Annotated in this window: 20 protein-coding genes; 19 read left to right on the forward strand and 1 reads right to left on the reverse strand. The window is 67.0% G+C overall.

Translation table 11 applies throughout. The annotated features are described in order from the left end of the window. Window positions 1-45 precede the first annotated feature (45 nt). From BIX52_RS10695 to BIX52_RS10785, 19 genes are all read left to right on the forward strand, one after another. Window positions 46-1239: a phage portal protein gene (locus BIX52_RS10695; RefSeq protein WP_075221048.1), complete on the forward strand. Its 1194-nt coding sequence runs from the start codon at window positions 46-48 to the stop codon at window positions 1237-1239. After that, entirely contained in the window at window positions 1239-1424 is a 186-nt protein-coding gene (locus tag BIX52_RS10700) for a hypothetical protein (protein WP_075221049.1), read from the forward strand. The genes BIX52_RS10695 and BIX52_RS10700 overlap by 1 nt, the downstream gene beginning before the upstream one ends. Next, window positions 1424-1603 (forward strand): hypothetical protein, encoded by a 180-nt coding sequence (locus BIX52_RS23245; protein WP_075221050.1) that lies wholly within the window; start codon window positions 1424-1426, stop codon window positions 1601-1603. The genes BIX52_RS10700 and BIX52_RS23245 overlap by 1 nt, the downstream gene beginning before the upstream one ends. After that, on the forward strand, window positions 1600-2178 hold the full coding sequence (locus tag BIX52_RS10710; protein WP_157956245.1) for an HK97 family phage prohead protease: 579 nt from the start codon (window positions 1600-1602) through the stop codon (window positions 2176-2178). The genes BIX52_RS23245 and BIX52_RS10710 overlap by 4 nt, the downstream gene beginning before the upstream one ends. Further along, window positions 2179-3399 carry a phage major capsid protein gene (locus BIX52_RS10715; protein ID WP_075221051.1) on the forward strand — a complete coding sequence of 407 codons (1221 nt, stop codon included), beginning with the start codon at window positions 2179-2181 and terminating at the stop codon, window positions 3397-3399. Between the two features lie 150 nt (window positions 3400-3549). Continuing rightward, window positions 3550-4122, forward strand: coding sequence for a head-tail connector protein (locus tag BIX52_RS10720; RefSeq protein WP_075221052.1), 573 nt, complete (start codon window positions 3550-3552; stop codon window positions 4120-4122). Continuing rightward, window positions 4119-4445 carry a phage head closure protein gene (locus tag BIX52_RS10725; RefSeq protein ID WP_075221053.1) on the forward strand — a complete coding sequence of 109 codons (327 nt, stop codon included), beginning with the start codon at window positions 4119-4121 and terminating at the stop codon, window positions 4443-4445. Before BIX52_RS10720 ends, BIX52_RS10725 begins: the two co-directional genes overlap by 4 nt. Continuing rightward, on the forward strand, window positions 4442-4849 hold the full coding sequence (locus BIX52_RS10730) for a DUF3168 domain-containing protein (RefSeq protein ID WP_075221054.1): 408 nt from the start codon (window positions 4442-4444) through the stop codon (window positions 4847-4849). The genes BIX52_RS10725 and BIX52_RS10730 overlap by 4 nt, the downstream gene beginning before the upstream one ends. A gap of 13 nt (window positions 4850-4862) precedes the next feature. Next, a complete protein-coding gene (locus tag BIX52_RS10735; RefSeq protein WP_075221055.1) occupies window positions 4863-5276 on the forward strand; it encodes a phage major tail protein, TP901-1 family in 414 nt (137 codons plus the stop codon). A gap of 1 nt (window position 5277) precedes the next feature. Next, window positions 5278-5634 carry a gene transfer agent family protein gene (locus BIX52_RS10740; protein WP_075221056.1) on the forward strand — a complete coding sequence of 119 codons (357 nt, stop codon included), beginning with the start codon at window positions 5278-5280 and terminating at the stop codon, window positions 5632-5634. A gap of 47 nt (window positions 5635-5681) precedes the next feature. Further along, window positions 5682-5834: a phage tail assembly chaperone gene (locus BIX52_RS10745; protein ID WP_205647798.1), complete on the forward strand. Its 153-nt coding sequence runs from the start codon at window positions 5682-5684 to the stop codon at window positions 5832-5834. Then, window positions 5827-6387 (forward strand): phage tail tape measure protein, encoded by a 561-nt coding sequence (locus BIX52_RS10750; protein WP_075221058.1) that lies wholly within the window; start codon window positions 5827-5829, stop codon window positions 6385-6387. Before BIX52_RS10745 ends, BIX52_RS10750 begins: the two co-directional genes overlap by 8 nt. A gap of 32 nt (window positions 6388-6419) precedes the next feature. Then, entirely contained in the window at window positions 6420-7055 is a 636-nt protein-coding gene (locus BIX52_RS10755) for a DUF2460 domain-containing protein (protein WP_075221059.1), read from the forward strand. Next, a complete protein-coding gene (locus BIX52_RS10760) occupies window positions 7052-7930 on the forward strand; it encodes a DUF2163 domain-containing protein (protein WP_075221060.1) in 879 nt (292 codons plus the stop codon). Before BIX52_RS10755 ends, BIX52_RS10760 begins: the two co-directional genes overlap by 4 nt. Continuing rightward, a complete protein-coding gene (locus BIX52_RS10765) occupies window positions 7927-8355 on the forward strand; it encodes an NlpC/P60 family protein (protein WP_075221061.1) in 429 nt (142 codons plus the stop codon). The genes BIX52_RS10760 and BIX52_RS10765 overlap by 4 nt, the downstream gene beginning before the upstream one ends. A 1-nt stretch (window position 8356) precedes the next feature. Further along, on the forward strand, window positions 8357-12262 hold the full coding sequence (locus tag BIX52_RS10770; protein ID WP_075221062.1) for a baseplate multidomain protein megatron: 3906 nt from the start codon (window positions 8357-8359) through the stop codon (window positions 12260-12262). After that, window positions 12246-13733: a DUF2793 domain-containing protein gene (locus BIX52_RS10775; protein ID WP_083660164.1), complete on the forward strand. Its 1488-nt coding sequence runs from the start codon at window positions 12246-12248 to the stop codon at window positions 13731-13733. The genes BIX52_RS10770 and BIX52_RS10775 overlap by 17 nt, the downstream gene beginning before the upstream one ends. 89 nt (window positions 13734-13822) lie before the next feature. Beyond that, entirely contained in the window at window positions 13823-14773 is a 951-nt protein-coding gene (locus BIX52_RS10780; RefSeq protein ID WP_075221064.1) for a C40 family peptidase, read from the forward strand. A 162-nt stretch (window positions 14774-14935) separates the two neighbouring features. Next, window positions 14936-17464 carry a hypothetical protein gene (locus BIX52_RS10785; protein ID WP_075221065.1) on the forward strand — a complete coding sequence of 843 codons (2529 nt, stop codon included), beginning with the start codon at window positions 14936-14938 and terminating at the stop codon, window positions 17462-17464. Window positions 17465-17827: 363 nt separating this feature from the next. On the opposite strand, the gene BIX52_RS10790 is transcribed toward BIX52_RS10785, so the two are convergent. Further along, window positions 17828-18574: an EF-hand domain-containing protein gene (locus BIX52_RS10790; RefSeq protein ID WP_075221066.1), complete on the reverse strand. Its 747-nt coding sequence runs from the start codon at window positions 18572-18574 to the stop codon at window positions 17828-17830. Window positions 18575-18729: the final 155 nt, after the last annotated feature.

Genomic DNA, 18729 nt, shown 5'->3' on the forward strand with positions numbered 1-18729 from the left:
AGGGCGCCTAGCGGCGCCCTTTTCTTTTGTCCCGAAGGGGGTGCGATGGGCATCTTTGGCAAACGCGAGACCAAGGCGTCGCGCGTGGGGCGGCTGATGAGCGTGGAAGCTCTGGGCCGTCCGGTTTGGACGCCGCGCGACTATGCGTCGTTGGCGCAGGAGGGGTTTGCGAAGAACCCGATCGTGTTCCGTTCGGTGCGCATGATTGCGGAGGCGGCGGCCTCGGCGCCGTGGCTTCTGTATCAGGGCGAGCGGGAGGTGGAGAACCATCCGCTCTTGGACATGCTGAAGCGGCCGAACCCGGCGCAGCCCGGTGTGTCGCTGATGGAGACGATTTACGGGCACCTGATGGTGGCCGGCAATGCGTATCTGGAAGTGGTGATGCTGGACGGTGCGCCGCGTGAGCTGTTCGCGCTGCGGCCGGATCGAATGAAGGTGATCGCGGGGCCGGACGGGTGGCCGCAGGCGTTCGACTATCAGGTGGCCGGGCGCACGGTGCGGTTTCAGCAGGACGGGGTGGTGCCGCCGGTGCTGCACCTGTCGCTGTTTCATCCGCTGAACGATCATTATGGGTTCGCGCCGATCGAGGCGGCGCAGACGTCGCTCGACATCCATAACGCGTCGGGAGCGTGGTCGAAGGCGTTGCTCGACAATTCGGCGCGGCCTTCTGGGGCGCTGGTCTATTCGGGTGAGGGGCACCTGAACGACGAGCAGTTCGAGCGGCTGAAGGCCGAGCTCGAGGACGGGTATCAGGGGGCGCGCAATGCGGGGCGTCCGCTGCTGCTGGAGGGCGGGCTCGACTGGAAGACGATGGCGATGAGCCCGCGCGACATGGAGTTCATCGAGGCGAAGAACCAGGCGGCGCGTGAGATTGCGCTGGCGTTTGGTGTGCCGCCGATGCTGCTCGGGATACCGGGCGACAACACGTATGCGAACTATCGCGAGGCGAACCGGGCGTTCTGGCGTCAGACGGTGCTGCCGCTGGTGAACCGGACGGTTCAGGCGATGGGGAATTGGCTGACGGCGGCCTATGAGCCGGGGCTGCGGTTGGCGTTCGACTCCGATGGGGTGGAGGCGCTCTCGGTGGAGCGCGACGCGCTCTGGGAGCGGGTGATGGCGGCGGACTTCCTGACGCGCGACGAGAAGCGGGCGGCGGTCGGTTACGGCGTCCTCGCCGGCGAAACGGGCGCGGGCGAGGGGGCCGCGGACGCAGGGGGCGGCGATGCCGTACCGGACTGATGGATCCACTCACACAGGTGATCGTGGAGCGAGGTGACCTGGCGCACCTCGCTCTCTTTTTATGGGCGTCCGCCTCGTCGGGGCTGCTCGCCTGGACCATGCGCGAGTTGGCGCGTTCGAACCGGCGCTTTTCCGAGTTCGTGAACGCGATCGCGAAGCTCAACCAGATGTTTGGACAGTCCTGATGGTGGAATGGTTTCGCAGAGCGGCCGACCCGGTGTTGCGTCTGACGACGATGCGGCCGGTGGCGCACGACGAGGTGTTTGCCGAGTTCGCCCGCGTCGTGGGGCAGGTGGCGCTCGAGGAGCGGGTCCGCAACGAGCCGCGGGTGGTGAGCTTCCGGCAGAAGCGGGGCGTGTTGTGATCGCGGTGCGCGAGGGCGCGGCGCCGGAGCGCAAATATGCGGCGTCGCTGGCGTCGGTGGACGCGGACGGGCGCTTCTGCGGCTACGCCTCGCTGTTCGGGCGGATGGATCTGTCGGGTGACATCGTGATGCCGGGGGCGTTCACGCGCACGCTGAGGCTGCGCGGGGCGGACGGGGTTCGGATGCTGCTGGAGCACGACCCCAAGGCGGCGATCGGTTTCTGGATGGTGTTGGAGGAGGATCGCCGCGGCCTGTGGGTCGAGGGGCAGATCCTGTCGTCGCCGGACGCCGCGCGGGCCGGAGGGCGGATGCGGGCCGGTGAGCTCGACGGTCTGTCGATTGGGTTTCGCACGGTGCGTGCGGATGAGGATCGGCTGGCGCGGGTGCGCCGGCTGACTGAGATCGACCTTTGGGAGGTGTCGGTGGTGAAGTCGCCGATGCTGCCGGAGGCGAGGGCGCGGGCGGCGGGAGCCTGCCGCGCAGAGGCTGGGGGCGAGGCTCCCGAGGCTGCCGTAGACGCTGGGCTGGTCGCCTTGCTGCGTCGGGAAACGGCCATTCTTCGTCAAACGAGGTAGATGATGGATAACCAGATGGGTGCGCCCGAGACCAAGGCCGAGCTGAACAATGCGTTCGGCGAGTTGATGGGGGCGTTTGAGGTCTTCCGCGAGACCAACGACCGCCGCCTGGCGGATCTCGAGAAGAAGGGCGCTGACGTCCTGACCGTCGAGAAGCTGGCCCGTGTGGAGGCTGCGCTGGATGCGCAGCAGCGCCGCATGGACGAGATGGTGCTGCGCGGTTCGCGTCCGGCGATGATGGGCGGCATTCCGGTGCAGGCGAACGAGACGAAGAGCGCGTTCAGCGCGTTCGTGCGTTCCGGCGACGAGCAGGCGATGCGCCAGCTCGAGACCAAGGCGATGACGTCGGACGGTGGTCTGGCGATGCCGATCGAGGTCGAGGCGGAGGTGATGCGCCGTCTGTCCGAGCTGTCGCCGTTCCGTCAGATCGCGACGGTGCGTTCGATCTCTTCGACGAGCTTCCGCAAGGCGGTTCCGAACGGTCTGACCGGCGCTTGGGCGGCGGACGAGACTTCGGCGCGCACGGCTGACGCGACGTCGCTGAAGGCGCTGAACTTCCCGACGGGCGAGCTTTATGCAGTTCCGGCGGCCTCTTCGGTGCTGGTCGAGGATGCGGCGATCGACATTGGCGAGTGGTTGGCGAGCGAGATCGAGATGGTCTTCGCGGACCAGGAGACGAAGGCCTTCGTGATCGGCAACGGCACGACGCAGCCGAAGGGTATCATCACTTATGCCGGTACCGGCGTGGAGGGTGACCTCGATGCCGAGACGATCGGCGTGAAAAAGACGGGCGTGAACGGGGCGTTCCCGACGGTGGCGCCGTCCGATGCGCTGGTGGATCTCGTCTATTCGCTGAAGGCGACCTATCGCCAGAATGCGCACTTTGTGATGAACCGCAGCACGCAGGCGCATATCCGCAAGTTGAAGGATGGCGAGGGCGAGTATTTGTGGACGCCGCCTTCGGTTCCGGGTGGGCGTGCCGGTCTGATGAGCTTCCCGATCGTGGAGGCCGAGGACATGCCGGACTTCAACACCACGGGTGCCAACGCGATTGCGTTCGGCGATTTCCGTCGCGGCTATCTGATCGTCGATCGTCAGGGCATCAAGGTTCTGCGTGATCCCTATTCGGCCAAGCCGAACGTCCTCTTCTACACGACGAAGCGTGTGGGCGGCGGCGTGCAGGACTTCGACGCGATCAAGCTGCTGCAGTTCGCCGCCTGAGTTTCAGCGTAGCGGCGATCGCCGGGTGACCGGCGGAGGGTGGGGCCAGAAGGTTTCTGGCCCCCTTTTTCTGTGTGGTTGGATGGTGCGCGGGGGGAGCGGCTGGCGCGGCCGGCTGGTCTCGTCCTGCGCTGACCGAAGGGTGAGACGATGGTGGCGATCCTGGTGACACCGCCCGTGGCCGAGCCGGTGACGCGCGAGGAGGTGAAGCTTCATGCGCGGATCGACGGAACGGCCGAGGATGCGAAGGTCGATGCGCTGATCAAGGCGGCGCGGCTGGACGTGGAGAGCCGGACGGGCCGGGTGCTGGTCACGCAAGGGTGGCGCATCTATCGCGACAGCCCGCCGCGTGGGGGCGTTATGCGCCTGTCGCCGGGGCCGGTGCAGAGCGTGGACGCGGTGACGGTCTATGGCGCGGACGGTGTCGCCGAGGTGATGGCGCCGGGCGATTATGTGGTGGACACGGCGAGTGTGCCGGGGCGGCTGAGCCTGGGGGCGGGGCGGTTCTGGGGCTCGCGGGCGCTGAACGGTCTCGAGGTGGATCTGACGTGCGGCTATGGCGGGCCGGAGGATGTTCCGGCGTCGCTGAAGCAGGCGGTGCTGATGCTGGTGTCCTACTGGTACGAGCAGCGTGAGGCGGCGGCGATCGGCGCGGTGACGGCGAACGTGGCGTCGGGTGTGGCGGCGCTGACGGCGCCTTATCGCATGCCGAGGCTGTCGTGACGCCGGGCGCGGGCGAGCTGAGGCGCCGCCTGGTGCTCGAGGTGGCGAACGACGTGTCCGACGGCGCCGGAGGGGCGACGCGGACGTGGGTGCCGGTGGAGAGCCTGTTTGCGCAGGTGGAGCCGCGGCGGCGGCGCGAGACGGTGGACGACGGTCGCGCGGTGGGGCTGGTGACGCACCGGGTGACGGTGCGGCGCACGGGCAGCGTGGCGCGCGGGGCGCGGCTGGTGGACGGGGCGCGGCGCTACCGTGTGCTGGCGGTGGAGGATCTCGACCCGCAGCGGCGGTTCCTGTCCTTGCTGTGCGAGGAGGAGCAGGAATGAGCGACGCGCGTCATGCCGTGATGGCGGAGATTTACCGGGCGCTGACCGAGGATGCGGGGCTTTCGGGCCTGCCGGCGGCGCCGGGGGTGTTCGACGGTGTGCCGCAGGGCGCGACTTTTCCGTTCGTGGCGATCGGCGACGTGCGGTCGGTGCCGCTGGACTCGGATGAGGTGCCGACGATGGAGCACCGGATCGAGCTGGCGGTGAATTCGCGCTCGGCCGGGCGGCGAGAAGCTTCGGACATCGCAGAGCGGGTACGCTCGGTGTTGGAGGGCGGGGCGCTGTCGCCGGTGGGGCATCGACTGGTGTCGATGAGGCATGAGGCGAGCGACGTGGCGGCGCGCCGTGATGGGCGGTCCTACCGGGCGCGGATGCGGTTCCGCGCGGTGACGGAAGCACAATAGAGGAGGGCGCTCGATGGGTGCGCAGAAGGGCAAGGACCTTCTTCTGAAGGTGGACGAGACGGGTGCGGGATCGTTTGTGACGGTGGCGGGCCTGCGCTCGAAGCGGATTTCGTTCGGCGCGGAGGCGGTGGACGTGACCGACCAGGAATCGGCGGGGCAGTGGCGTGAACTGCTGGACGGCGCCGGGGTGCGGCGGGCCAATCTTGCGGGGTCTGGCATCTTCAAAGACGCCGCGTCGGACACGGTGGTGCGGACGATCTTCTTCAACGGCGCGGTGCGCGACTGGCAGGTGATCGTGCCGGACTTTGGCACGGTGGCAGGCCCGTTTCAGGTGACGGCGCTGGAATATGGCGGCAACCATGACGGCGAGGTGGTCTATGAGATCGCCATGGAGTCGGCGGGTCAGCTGACCTTTACGGCGGCCTGACGTGGCCAATCCTTACCGGGGTGAAGTGGAGGCCGTCCTCGATGGGCGGCCTTTTACGTTGTGCCTGACGCTGGGGGCGCTCGCCGAGTTGGAGCGGGTGTTCCGGTGCGAGGACATGACGGCGCTGGTGGACCGCTTCGCTGCGGGGAAGCTGTCGGCGGTGGACGCGATCAGGATCATCGGTGCGGGGCTTCGCGGGGCGGGGCACGCGGTGGACGATGATCAGGTGTCGCGGATGAAGGCGGATGGCGGGGCGTCGGGTTTCGCGTCGGTGGTGGCGGCGTTGCTGACGGCAACGTTCGGGACGGCTGATGCGCCGGCGGCCGCTGGGGTCGCGGGGACTGCCGACCCTTTGTGATGGGGGCCGTGCCTCATGAGGCGCGGCCGTTTCCGTGGTGCGATCTGATGGCGCTGTTCATCGGCGAGAGGCGCATGGCGCCGGCCGATTTCTGGGCGATGACCCTTCCTGAAATTGAGGCTGTGCTGGGGCCCTGCGTGCCGTTGGGGACGCGCCGGGGTGCGTTGGCGCGGCTGATGGAGCGTTTTCCCGATGGCTGACGAGACCGGAAAATTGAGCGGCGCGAGCGACCTCGCCGAAGATCTGGCGGATACGCTGGAGGTTTCGGCGAGCCGCTTTTCGAGCGTGCTGGCGACGGGGATGAGGCGGGCGATCGCGGACGGCTACACGCTGGACCGTGTGCTGCGCCAGGCGGCGCTGTCGATCGCTAATTCGGCGCTGCGGTCGGGTCTGCAGCCGCTGGCGGGGCTAGTGGGGCAGGGCGCGAATGCGGCGCTGGGCGGATTGGCGCAGGCGGCAACGAAGGTGGTGCCCTTCGCGGAGGGTGGCGTGATCGGCGCGCCGACGGCGTTCGGGATGGGCGGCGGGCGGATCGGGCTGATGGGCGAGGCCGGGCGCGAGGCGGTGTTGCCGCTGGCGCGCGGAACGGACGGGCGGCTGGGCGTTGCGCTGGAGGGCGCGGGCGGCGGCGGCGGGTCCACGACGATAAACGTGTCGATCGCGGCGACGGATGCGGAGAGTTTCCAGCGTTCGGAGGCGCAGGTGACGGCGATGCTGGCGCGTGCGGTGGCGCGCGGTCGGCGCGGTCTTTGATCTCAAGGCTTTGACGGAAGGGGCTTTGGGCCATGGACGGATTTCATGACGTGAGATTCCCGCTCGCTGTTGCGTTTGGGGCGACGGGGGGGCCGGAGCGGCGCACGGAGATCGTGACGCTGGGGTCCGGCCGGGAGGCGCGAAACCAGCGCTGGGCGATGAGTAGGCGTCGGTATGACGCGGGTACAGGAGTAAAGCATCGTGATGACCTTCAACAAGTGCTTGAGTTTTTTGAAGAGCGTCGAGGCCGCCTCTACGGCTTTCGTTACCGTGATCCAATCGATCACAAAAGTTGTGCGCCAAGTGTCGCGCCAAGTGAAAGCGACCAACGTCTTGGGTTTGGTGACGGGACGCGGACGTCGTTCCCGCTGATCAAGCGCTACGGCGACGCGTTCGCCCCCTATGACCGGCGGATACATCTGCCGGTCGAGGGGACCGTCGTGGTCGCAGTGAACGGTGTGAGCCAGGCCGAGGGCACGGCATTCCAGGTCGTCGATGGGGTCGTGGAGTTCGAACCGGGCTTCGTGCCGGGTGATGGGGACGTGGTGCGGGCGGGTTTTCAGTTCGACGTGCCGGTGCGGTTCGACACGGACCGGCTCGACGTGAACCTTTCGCGGTTCGAGTCCGGCACGATCCCGACGATTCCGATTGTGGAGATCGTGCTGTGAGGGACGTTCCGAGCGGTTTGAAGGCGCATCTGGAGGGCGGGGCGCAGACGGTGTGCCACTGCTGGCAACTGGAGCGCACGGACGGGGCGGTGATGGGGTTCACCGACCACGATTCCGAAGTGGTGTTCGGCGGCGTGACGTTTTCGGCGCTGGCGGGGCTGGAGAGTTCCGGCGACGTGGCGCGCACGGGGCTTGGCGTCGGCGGGCTCGAGGTGGCGGGTGCGCTGTCGGCGAGCGGGCTCGATGCGGCGGACCTGATGGCGGGGAAGTACGACTTCGCCGTTCTGACGGTGTGGCTGGTGAACTGGGCTTCGGTGTCGGAGCGGGTCGTCGTTCGGCGCGGGTCGCTGGGCGAGGTGATGCGGGCGGACGGCGCGTTCAGGGCGGAGGTGCGCGGGCCGGCGCAGGCGCTGGAGACAGTGCGGGGGCGGGTGTTCTCGACCGGGTGCGACGCGGATCTGGGCGACGGGCGGTGCAAGGTGGATCTTGCGGCGTTGGCGCGCACGGCGACGGTGGTGGCCGTCGACGGGGCGCGGCTGACGGTGAGCGGCATCGGCGATTTGGCGGACGGCTATCTGGCCGGCGGCGTGGCAGAGATGACGAGCGGGGCGGACGCGGGGAGCCGCGGGCCGCTAGTGCGGCATGCGGCCGTGGGCATGGCGACGGCGGGCGGAGCGACGGTGGAGGTGGCGGTTGTGCAGTTGCGCACGGCGCTGCTGGGCGTGGCGCCGGGTGACACGGTGGCGCTGACGCCGGGGTGTGACAAGCGCTTTGCGACTTGCGTCGCGACGTTTGGCAACGGGCCGAATTTTCAGGGGTTTCCGCACATCCCGGGAAATGACCGGGCGTTCGCTTACGCGCGGGGTTCGGAGTGAGGCGGGCCGATGTTGCCGCGGCGGCGCGGGGCTGGGTCGGCACGCCCTATCGTCATCAAGCGTCCATGAAGGCGGTAGGGTGCGACTGTCTGGGCCTGGTGCGCGGCGTGTGGCGCGAGGTGCTGGGGGCGGAACCGGAGTTGGTGCCGCCTTATTCGCCGGACTGGGCCGAGGCAGCGCGGCGCGAGACGTTGCTGGAGGCGGCGGCGCGCAACTTCATACCGGCGGAGGGCGTGGAGGCGGGGCGGCTTCTGGTGTTCCGCTGGCGGCGCGGGATGCCGGCGAAGCATGTGGGCGTTGCGGTGTCCGCCACGCGGTTCGTTCACGCCTACGACTCGGCGGGGCGGGCCGTGGAGGGCGATCTGGCGCCGATGTGGCGGCGGCGCCTGGTGGCGACGTTTGATTTTCCGGGGGTGACGGACTGATATGGCAACGCTTGTTCTTCAGGCGGCCGGGCAGGCCGTGGGCGGTCTTCTGGGGCCTGTCGGGGCGATCGTGGGTCGGGCGGCGGGTGCGCTGGCCGGTAATATGATCGACCAGCGGCTGTTCGGAGAGAGTTCGACGCGCTCGGTGGGGCGGATCGACGACGTGTCGGTTCAGACGGCCTCTGAGGGCAATCCGATCCCGAAGGTCTATGGGCGGATGCGCCTGGCCGGAACGGTGATCTGGGCGACGGACTTCGAGGAGACGACGCGGACGTCGTCGGTCGGCGGCAAGGGCGGCGGGCCGAAGGTTCGTGAGTATTCCTATTACGCCAACTTCGCGGTCGGGATCTGCGAGGGGCCGATTGCGCGGATCGGGCGGATTTGGGCGGACGGCGAGCCGATCGACCTCGATGGGGTGAATTGGCGGTATTATAAGGGCGAGGACGACCAGCCGGTCGACCCGCTGATCGAGGCGATCGAAGGGGAGGCGCCTGCTTATCGCGGACTCGCCTATGTGGTGTTCGAGGGGTTGCCGGTGGGTCCTTACGGCAACCGGCTGCCGCAGCTGACGTTCGAGGTGATCCGGCCGATCGGCGATCTCGAGAACGATGTTCGGGCGGTGACGATCATCCCCGGTTCGACGGAGTTTGGTTATCACCCGGACGTGGTGAAGCGGACGGTTGGGCCGGGCGAGGCGGTGGCGGACAACCGCCATATCGGCGTTGCGGTGTCCGATTTCGAGGCGTCGCTGGATGAGCTTCAGGCGGTGTGTCCGAACCTGGAGCGGGTGGCGCTGGTGGTGGCGTGGTTCGGGACGGATCTGCGCGTCGAGGAATGCGAGCTGAAGCCGCGGGTGGAGCGCAAGGACCGCGAAACGGACCTGCCGTGGGCGGTTGCGGGGCTCGATCGGGACAGCGCGGACACGGTGTCGGCGGACGAGGATGGACGGCCCTTTTATGGTGGATCGCCGTCGGATGCGTCGGTCTATGAGGCGGTGCGGGCGCTGAAGGACCGCGGCCTGAAGGTGGTGTTTTATCCGTTCATTCTGATGGATGTGCCGCCGGGGAACGGGCTTCCAGACCCCTATGGTGAGGCCGAGCAACTGCCGTTCCCGTGGCGGGGGCGCATCTCGGTGATGCCGGGGGTCGGTGAGGACGGTTCGCCGGACGGTACGGCGGCGGCGGGTGCGGCGGTGGCCGGGTTCGTGGGCACGGCGGCGGTCGGCGACTTTTCGGGCGTGGGGCCGGACGTGGCCTATACGGGGCCGGCGGAATGGTCGTACCGGCGGATGATGCTGCATTATGCCCGGCTGACGGCGCAGGCGGGGGGCGTCGAGGCCTTCCTGATCGGGTCGGAGCTGCGTGGGCTGACGTGGATCCGGGACGAGACGGGTTTTCCGTTCGTCGATGCGCTGGTGACGCTGGCGGACGATGTGCGGGCGATCGTCGGATCCGAGACGAAGATTTCGTATGCGGCGGACTGGTCGGAGTATTTCGGGCGCCAGAATGCTGTGACGGTCGAAGGAATCTCGGCCGTGAATGTTTGGTTTCACTTGGACCCGCTGTGGGCGAGTGAGAACATCGACTTCATCGGGATCGACAATTACTGGCCGCTTTCGGACTGGCGGGATGGATCGCATGCGGACGAGGCGGTGGCGTCGTCGGTGTATGACCCGGACTATCTGGCGGGGAATGTCGCCGGGGGTGAGGGGTTCGATTGGTACTATCCCGGCGGCGCGCGGGAGGCGCAGGGTCGCGTGGCGATCGCGGGCGACTTCTACGGCAAGGATTGGGTGTTCCGATACAAGGACGTGGCGTCGTGGTGGAGCAATCCGCACTATGACCGCGTGGCCGGGGTGGAGTCGCTGACGGCGACGGCGTGGGTGCCGCAGTCGAAGCCAGTTTGGTTCACGGAGCTGGGTTGTCCGGCGATCGACAAGGGGTCGAACCAGCCGAACGTGTTCTTCGACCCGAAGAGCTCGGAGTCGCATCTGCCCTATTTTTCGAGTGGGCGGAGGGATGATGGGATCCAGCGGGCGCATCTGGAGGCGTTTTACGACGTCTACGATGCGGACGGGGCGCCCGATCTGGCGGTCAACCCGGTGTCGAGCGTCTACGGCGAGCGGATGGTGGATCCGGCGACGATCCATCTGTGGACTTGGGATGCGCGGCCGTGGCCGATGTTTCCGCACCTTCTCGACCTGTGGTCGGACGGGGCGAACTGGGAGCGCGGCCACTGGCTGAACGGACGGCTGGGCGGCGTGCCGGTAGGGGCGCTGATCAAGGCGCTGTTCCGGGACTGGGGGCTCGAGGCGCCGGACGTGACGGGTGTGCCGGCGGTGCTGGACGGGTTCGTGGTGACGGGTCCGTCGAGCCTGAGGGCGGTGATCGAGCCGGTGTTGGACGCAGTGTCCGCGGTGGCGGCGGACACGGGGACGGCGATCCGCGTGGTGGGGCTGGCGCGGGCGCCGTCGCTGGCGCTGGACGAGGCCGATCTCGTCGAGGTGGATGGGCGCACGCCGCTGGTGGCGGAGACGCGCGACGATCCAGCGGGTCTGCCGGTGGAGGTGCGGCTTCGCTATTTCGACAGCGGGCGGGATTTTCAGATCGCGAGCGCGCGTTATCGGCCGCAGGAGGGGTCGGCGCGGCAGATCGAGACGATCTCGGTGCCGGCGAGCCTCAACGATTCATTGGCAACGGAGCTGGCGGAGCTGGCGCTAAGCGTCAGGTGGTCCGGCCGGACGAATTTGCGGTTCGCGTTGCCGTTGTCGCGGCTCGAAATTGCGCCGGGCGACGTGGTGGCGCTGACCCACGATGGGGTGACGCGCGAACTGATCGTCGAGGAGATCGAGGACCTGGGGCACCGGCTGATAACGGCGCGGACGTTGGATCGTGCGGCGCAGGCGGTGACGGCGGTGAAGGCGACGTTCAAGGAGCCGGCGGTGCCGCAGACGTTGGCGGCGCCCGTCGCGTTCGGGCTGAACCTGCCGCTGGTGGACGAGAACGTGGCCGAGCACAGGCCGTGGATTGCGGCTTTCTCGCGCCCATTCCCGTCGCAGATGGGCGTGTGGCAAGGCGTGTCGGGCGGTGCGTACAAGCTGATGCGCACGATCGACCGGCCTGCGTCGATGGGTGAGGCGCTGAGCGCGTTGCCGGCGGGGCCGACGGGTCGGTGGGACCATGGCGGGAGCTTCGACGTGAAGCTTTACAACGCTGCGGTGACGAGTGCTCCCGAGGCGAACGTGCTGGCGGGGGCGAATGCGCTGGCGGTTCAGAGTGCGAGCGGGCTGTGGGAGGTGCTGCAGTTTCGCGATGCGGAGCTGATCGGTGAGGGCGTGTACCGGCTGTCGGTGCTGCTGCGTGGTCAGCTTGGGACGGAAGATGCCGCCGCGGAGGGCGTTCTGGAGGGGGCGAAGGTCGTCGTTCTGGACGGGACGCTGGCGTCCGTGCCCATCGACCGGGGCGAGGTGGGGCTGTCGCGGTCGTACCGTGTGGGGCCGCTGGCCGAGGGGATCGGCGGGCCGAATGTGGCAGAGTTCGAGCTGACGGGGACCGGGCGGGGCATGGCGCCTTATGCGCCGGCACACGGCAAGGCACGGCGGCGGGAGAGCGACCATGCGCTGGTGGTCTCCTGGATCCGCAGGACGCGGGTCGGCGGGGATTATTGGGGCGCTGACGATGTGCCGCTGGGCGAGAGTGGCGAGGCCTACAGGGTAGAAATCCTGGACGGCGCAGAGGTCGTGCGCACCGTCACGACGTCAGGGCCGAGCTACGTCTATGCGCTGGCGGATCAGGTTGCCGACTTTGGGGCGGCGCCGGACCAGGTGTCGTTCCGTGTTGCGCAGAACGCGCCGGGCTTCGGGCTCGGCATAGTTTATGAGGTGACGGTCAATGTCGAACAGCCTTAACCTGGGGCTTCCCTTTGTGGAGCCGGCGCAGGCGCAGAAGCACGTCACGGTGAATGATGCGCTGATGCGGCTGGACGCGGTGGTGCAGCTTGCGGTGATCGACCGGACGATCGCGGCGCCTCCGGGCGCGCCGGCGGAGGGGGATCGCTACATTGTGGCGGCTTCCGCGACGGGGGCGTGGGCCGGGCATGAGGACGAGGTTGCGGCCTATCTTGATGGGGCGTGGACCTTTTTCGCGCCGCAGGAGGGCTGGGTGGCCTTCGATCGTGCGGCGGGGGTGATCGTGACCTATGGCGGGTCCGGCTGGGGGCCGATGGCGGGGACGCTCTCGGCTGGGACGGCGGAGACGTTGGGGATCAATACGACGGCGGATGCGACGAACCGGCTGTCGGTGCGGTCGGCTTATGCGCTGTTTGCGCCGGATCCGTCGGGTCCGGCGACGGGTGACGTGCGGATCGTGGCGACGAAGGAGACGGCAGGGGACGTCGTCTCGCATCTGTTCCAGAACAATTATTCGGGGCGGGCCGAGTTCGGGCTCATCGGCAGCGACGACTTTTCGCTGAAGGTGAGCGCGGACGGGTCGGCGTTCGCGCAGGCCTTCGTGGTGGATCGGACGACGGCGCAGGTGACCTTCGACGAGGAGGTTTCGGCGGCCGGCGGTCTGGTGACGCTGAGCGGGACGGGGGCGAGCTGGTCCAACGGTCTGGCGGTGTCGCTGGGGGGCGCGGGCGACAGCGGCTCATTGGCGGTCGGCGTGGGCGCGCTCGATGCGGCGACGAGCGGTGTCGACAACGTGGCCGTGGGCGACAGTGCGCTGGGCGCGGTGACGAGTGGCGGGCTGAACGTGGCCGTGGGGGTCGACGCCGGTGCGGCGGCGACAACGGCGAGCGGCAACACGATGGTGGGCGCGGGTGCGGGATCCGCGTTGACGGGCGGCACCAATACGGGCGTCGGCCGCAATGCGTTTGTGGGTGCATCGGCCGGGGTCACAAACTCGACCGCGGTCGGGGCAAATGCGACGGTCGGGGGCAGCAATCAGGTTCAGCTCGGCGACAGTGCGACCACGACCTACGCCTATGGTGCGGTGCAGGACCGGTCGGACGCGCGAGACAAGGCGGATATTCGGGACACGGTGCTGGGCTTGTCCTTCATCAAGGCGCTGCGACCGGTGGATTTCCGGTGGGACTACCGGGAGGACTACCGCGATACCGACGGCAGAGAGGTGCCGAAGGACGGGACGCGGGTGCGCGAGCGCTTCCACCATGGGTTCATCGCCCAGGAGGTGGAGGGGGTGATCGCCGCGAGCGGTGTCGATTTTGGTGGTTTTCAGGATCATGCGCGCGCGGGCGGCCGGGACGTGAAGACGCTGGGCTACGGCGAATTCGTGGGGCCGATGGTGAAGGCGATCCAGGAGCTGAGCGGCGAGGTCGAGGCGTTGCGGGCGGAAGTGGCGCGGCTTGGGATAAGTTGAGGCGCGCACTCAGAGCGGGACGGTAAGGCACTCACGCATGGCGTGGGTGCTTTTTTATTGTGTGAGTACCTGATGAGGGGGCTGAGGCGATGCTGAACAGGACGCCGTGGCTGGACTATCTGTGCCATCATATCGGACTGCGCGAGGTTCCGGGTCCGGAACATAATCCGCTGATCGTCGAGTGGGGGAAGCAGTCGGGCATCGACTGGTGGAACAACGACGAGGATGCGTGGTGCGCGGTCGCGGTGAACGGGGCGCTGGTGAATTCCGGCTATCCGTCCACGCGGTCGGCGCTGGCGCGGTCGTTCACGCGCTATGGGACGCGGCTGAAGCGGCCGGTGCGCGGGGCGATCGTGGTGTTTCCGCGTGGGACGAACCCGCTTTATGGGCATGTCGGCATCGTCGAAGAGGTGCGCGGCGACGGGACGATGGTGATCGTGAACGGAAATGCGTCGGACCAGGTGAAGCGGTCGGTGTTCCGTCAGTCGTCTGTCTTGCCGGACGGGATCCGGTGGCCGCCGGGCGCTGTGGCGCCGGTTGAGAGCCTTCCTGCGGCGGCCGATGTGCCGCTGGGTGAGCGTGTGCTGAAGGTGGGGGCGCGGGGGCCGGATGTCGCGGCGCTGCAGCGCAAACTGAACGTGCTCAACTATGGGCTCGAGGTGGACGGTATCTATGGCGGGATGACCCAGGACGCGGTGCGGCGGTTCGAGCTGCGGCGGAACCTGAATGGGGATGGGATCGCTGATCCGGCGATGCTTGCGGCGCTGATGGTGGCGGTGGACGAGCGCGAGGCACGGGATGCGAGGCGGTTGTCGGCCGAGAGGGCGGCAACGCCGATCGCGGGCGCGGGGGCTGTGGTCACTGCGGGCGCTGCGGTAACCACTGGTGTCGATGCTGCGAAGGACGTGACCGCAATGTCGGGTACGGCGACGGCAGGACTGCTGCTTATCGGTCTGGCGGTTGTCGTCGTCGCCGGGATTTTGTTGTGGCGCTATGCGATGGCGCGGGCCGAGGGGCCGGGATTGGACGAGGCGGTCTGATCCGCGGGCGGAGTCCGACCGCTGTACGAAAAACGATGTGAACCTGTCAGGGGCGGGCCGGATGGCGCGCCCCTTTTGTCTGCGCGGCAGGGCCGATGCCCGCCGCACGCTGCCATCAATGGCGGCGCACCCAGCGAACTCTGAAACATTGGGAGACTCGAGATGGTCGGTTTAGGCCTTGGCCCGATCCGTGGCGTGCCGTTCAGCCCGTCAGTGACGAGCCGCGACACGTCGCAGTCGTCGCACATTCCGGCGGATGTGAAGCTGCTCTATCTGAAGGGGTATGCCGAGGAGGCCGATGGCGGGCAGCATTCGGTGCGCCGCGTCGCGAGCGAGCCATCGCATGCGGGCAAGGTCCGGACGTCCGATCGCTTCATGCCCGACGGCAGCGTCGATGCGGTAAATGGCGGCTGGTGGGAGATTGCCGAAGTGATGCCGTCGCCGGAGATGTTCGGTGCGGTGGGCGACGGTATCGCAGACGACACCGCGGCGATCCGCAACTGGTTGGAATATGGCGGCGGGCGTGCGGATGATGGGCGCAAGACCTACCTTTTTGATCCGATCGTTCTGACGACGCCGGCAACGGTGGTGTGCGCGCGCGATACCACTTTCAAGCTGCGGTCCGGCTGGGCCAGTTGGACGGGTGAAGCCGGACACCTCGAGGTGCGGGCGGACCTGTCATGGTCGGGTGGCCGCTTCGACGGGTCGCGTGGCGACACCGACACGATGGCCGGACTTGAAGATATTTTTGGCGTCGCAGGGGTCGGGCAACAGCTCAATCAGTACAAGGCGGGAATCTTCGTTCGTGCCAGCAGTGATGTTACGATCGATCTGCGTGGGATCGTTTTCGTCGATCAGGTGAACCTTGCGCTGTACTGTAAGGGCTCCACGTCGGGTGTGGTCGGCGGTGTGATCGAGGATCTGGCGGCGGTTCGGTGCGGGCTCGGGTACCGTTTTGATCGGTGCCGTGAGCTTTATATTGGGGAAATATCCGCGCGAGAAATCGACAATCGTCTGGCCGAGGACAATGATGTCTATTTCCCGGCCTTCTTCCATATCGTCCATATGCTTCGGTCGGAGAGTTGTCCGGCGCGTAAGATCGATATCGAGACGGTGACAGGGCGCGCCGGGCGTTATGGCGTCTCGTCGGCGTTCATGAACGGGATCACCTGGGTCGGCAACACGCGATGCCCCATTCATTCGGCGTCGATTCAAGGGATGGGTGCGGCCGAGGGACAGCCGTCGGACTACGGCGGACAGACGATCCGTGAGACGGTCTCCATTCTCGGCGTGTCGTGGATCTCCAACGACAGCGCGACCCGGTTCGACGAGTTGAGCTTTTTCGGCACTGCGACCCAAGGGATCGAGGTCATTACGGACTATGACATCAGCTTCGGGCGGATGTTGTTGTGGTCGGACGGCGGGCGGCAGAATGTTCTGTCCGGCAGTGCTGCGATCAACTCGCACGGTGACGCCCGGCCGGCGGAGAATGTGGGCAACGGCCGGCATAAGCGGAACGGGCGTATCACGTTTTCCGAACTTATCATTCGCGGGCAGTGGCATTACGGGATCTGGGCGCGCAAGAACACCATCGAGGTGGGCTCGTGCTCGATCCGAGAGTGTCGGGCGGACCCGATCCTGCTCGACAACCAGGATCAGATCGAGTTTGAGAGTGCGGACGAACCACAGCGCGCATCGGTCATAATTCATGATGCGGACATCGCGTTCTGTGGCGGTCAGGTGAGGGTGGTGTCAGGCGAGCGTCTGGAGATCCACTCTGGCCGGGTTTCTGACAATTGTCAGCGGTCGGGCTACGATGATCCGACGCTCTCGGGTTCGGCGTTCACGCGCACTCAGGGGGTTGCCTATGATGCGGCCCATACCGATGCGGGGATTGTGGACCGGATCTACGTCAGCCCGGACGTTCAAACCGCGCCCTTGGCGAAAACGGCGGATACGTCGACCGGTATTTCGTTCATGCCGGGACTGCCGGTGCGCGGTTCTGAGGCGACTGTTCCCGAGCTTGATCTGTACTACGGGTTTATTACTGCAACGAACCCGTCAGAGATCCATCTGGGGCAGCGGATGGTGCTGAAAAACCTCAATGGCACGACGGATATTACGGTTTGGCCGGTCTATTCGTCGGGCGACGTCTTTCTGGTCGAGGTTGCCGATGCGGATAAGGCGATTGCGTGGAGCACGGCGGGGCATCTGACGTCCATGTCCGGCACGTGGGATTATGTGTTGGGCGATGACGAGGTTGATGGAACCGGTGGCAACATCGAAGCGGATCTTGACGGCCCGGCGTATCTGAGCACGCCATATGGTGTACTGCGGTTCCAGAATCTTCGCGACGAGGATGGGTTTTATATCGACACCGCGAGCGACTGGGGTGTGGATGCGGTCAACACAGTATCGCAGTCCTTCACCAATGGGACATTGCAGGTGATTGATACGGGCTTCGTCTATGCTCAGAGTCAGACGAGCGACTATGCAATCGGCGATGCGGATGTGTTGTCGCAGAGTGCGGGTATGTTGACGCTCAGCACGTTCGCCGTCGCGTCCCTACCGTCTGCCGCCGGTGTCGCGGGCAGCGTGGTGTATGTGTCCGATGCAGCAGGGGGCGCTGTGCTCGCGTTTTCGAACGGGACGAACTGGCTGCGTGTGACCGACCGCGTGGTCGTGTCCTGAGTGATCCGTGGCGGGGCTATGGGGTGCTCCGGCACGGCTCATCGTCTCTTTAGGTCGGTAATTGCGACGGCGTGGGCCGGCGCATTTCCAAGTGCAGTGGCCCTTTGGCGCGACCTGTGGCCTGCCCGGACGCGTCGGACCACCACCACACTCAGCTTGAGCGCACGCTTCCCCGGCCCCGCCTCGCGGGCCGGTTCTACGAAAGGGCGGGCCGCCGAGGATTCACGTACCGCAGTGGTCCGCCACCTCGTGGCAGCTTCAGTCCTGTTCTGCGTCGCGAGGTCGGCCGGGGCAGCTCAGTAAGCGGGCGGATAGCGTTCGCCTCACCGCCTGTCATTCATAAGACCAGAACGAGCGCGACCATCAGTCTGCGGTCGAGGCCTCGGGTGCGTCGTCCTCGGGAGCGTCGTCCATCAGCGGGGGCTGTGTCATCGGACGGTCGTCACGGGGGCCGTGGTGCCACTCGGGTCGGGTGCCGCGATAGGCGGCGTGGTCATCGCGGTGGTCCCATCGGCGACCGTGCATGCCGCGCTCATCGCTGCCCTCATGCTCGAAGCGCCGCCTGTGTTCGCCGCGTTCATGGGAGCCGAAGCGGCGGCCGCCGTGCTTCATCTTCCGCGGGGCATCGTCACGCGATAAGGCGCCGTCGCCATTGCGGTCCATTCGTGAGACCACGCCGCCGAACTTCTCGTCCACCTCCGCAGCGTCGATCACCCCATCGCCATTCTCGTCCAAGGCCTGGAAGCGGTCGACGATCTGTCGGCTCATCAGGTCGAGATAGATCACCTTGAACTCCTCGAGGTCGATCTGCCCGTCAGCGTTTGCGTCGCCGAGCTCGACCTTGGATGTCACAAAGGCGTTGAGTTCGTCCTGGGTGAGCTTGCCGTCCGCGTCGGTGTCGGCCTGACGCATCATTTGCATCATCATACCCCGAGGGCCGGAGCCGCGGGGACCTGGCCCGTGGGGAGGGCGCGGTCCGCCGCGGCCGTCGAAGTGTGTCTTGGTGACACTCGTTTCGCCCGATGCGCCCGGGCCCGTGAAGGCATTGGCGGTCACAGCGCCAGTGACCATCGTGGCGGTGAGAAAGGCGACGATGTAGGCGTTCTTCATGGGTACTCCTGATATCGGTAGAGGCGTCGTCCGCCTGCACCGAAGATCTAAGTCCGCTTGCGCCGGAAGGTGTGTCGGCCAAACCCTGACTTTGTCGCCATCCCTCTCATCACCCATGCACTGATACAGTCGGCGACAAAGTTCCCTGCGGAGCG

Source organism: Acuticoccus yangtzensis (assembly GCF_001927245.1).
GTDB lineage: Bacteria > Pseudomonadota > Alphaproteobacteria > Rhizobiales > Amorphaceae > Acuticoccus > Acuticoccus yangtzensis.

Bases quoted from the DNA above. Each gene is read 5' to 3' on its own strand.
- BIX52_RS10750 (WP_075221058.1), top strand. From the start codon at position 5,827: ATGGCTGACGAGACCGGAAAATTGAGCGGCGCGAGCGACCTCGCCGAA.
- BIX52_RS10755 (WP_075221059.1), top strand. From the start codon at position 6,420: ATGGACGGATTTCATGACGTGAGATTCCCGCTCGCTGTTGCGTTTGGG.
- BIX52_RS10695 (WP_075221048.1), top strand. From the start codon at position 46: ATGGGCATCTTTGGCAAACGCGAGACCAAGGCGTCGCGCGTGGGGCGG.
- BIX52_RS10785 (WP_075221065.1), top strand. From the start codon at position 14,936: ATGGTCGGTTTAGGCCTTGGCCCGATCCGTGGCGTGCCGTTCAGCCCG.
- BIX52_RS23245 (WP_075221050.1), top strand. From the start codon at position 1,424: ATGGTGGAATGGTTTCGCAGAGCGGCCGACCCGGTGTTGCGTCTGACG.
- BIX52_RS10715 (WP_075221051.1), top strand. From the start codon at position 2,179: ATGATGGATAACCAGATGGGTGCGCCCGAGACCAAGGCCGAGCTGAAC.
- BIX52_RS10735 (WP_075221055.1), top strand. From the start codon at position 4,863: ATGGGTGCGCAGAAGGGCAAGGACCTTCTTCTGAAGGTGGACGAGACG.
- BIX52_RS10730 (WP_075221054.1), top strand. From the start codon at position 4,442: ATGAGCGACGCGCGTCATGCCGTGATGGCGGAGATTTACCGGGCGCTG.
- BIX52_RS10770 (WP_075221062.1), top strand. From the start codon at position 8,357: ATGGCAACGCTTGTTCTTCAGGCGGCCGGGCAGGCCGTGGGCGGTCTT.
- BIX52_RS10745 (WP_205647798.1), top strand. From the start codon at position 5,682: ATGGCGCTGTTCATCGGCGAGAGGCGCATGGCGCCGGCCGATTTCTGG.
- BIX52_RS10720 (WP_075221052.1), top strand. From the start codon at position 3,550: ATGGTGGCGATCCTGGTGACACCGCCCGTGGCCGAGCCGGTGACGCGC.
- BIX52_RS10700 (WP_075221049.1), top strand. From the start codon at position 1,239: ATGGATCCACTCACACAGGTGATCGTGGAGCGAGGTGACCTGGCGCAC.
- BIX52_RS10780 (WP_075221064.1), top strand. From the start codon at position 13,823: ATGCTGAACAGGACGCCGTGGCTGGACTATCTGTGCCATCATATCGGA.
- BIX52_RS10775 (WP_083660164.1), top strand. From the start codon at position 12,246: ATGTCGAACAGCCTTAACCTGGGGCTTCCCTTTGTGGAGCCGGCGCAG.
- BIX52_RS10790 (WP_075221066.1), bottom strand. From the start codon at position 18,574: ATGAAGAACGCCTACATCGTCGCCTTTCTCACCGCCACGATGGTCACT.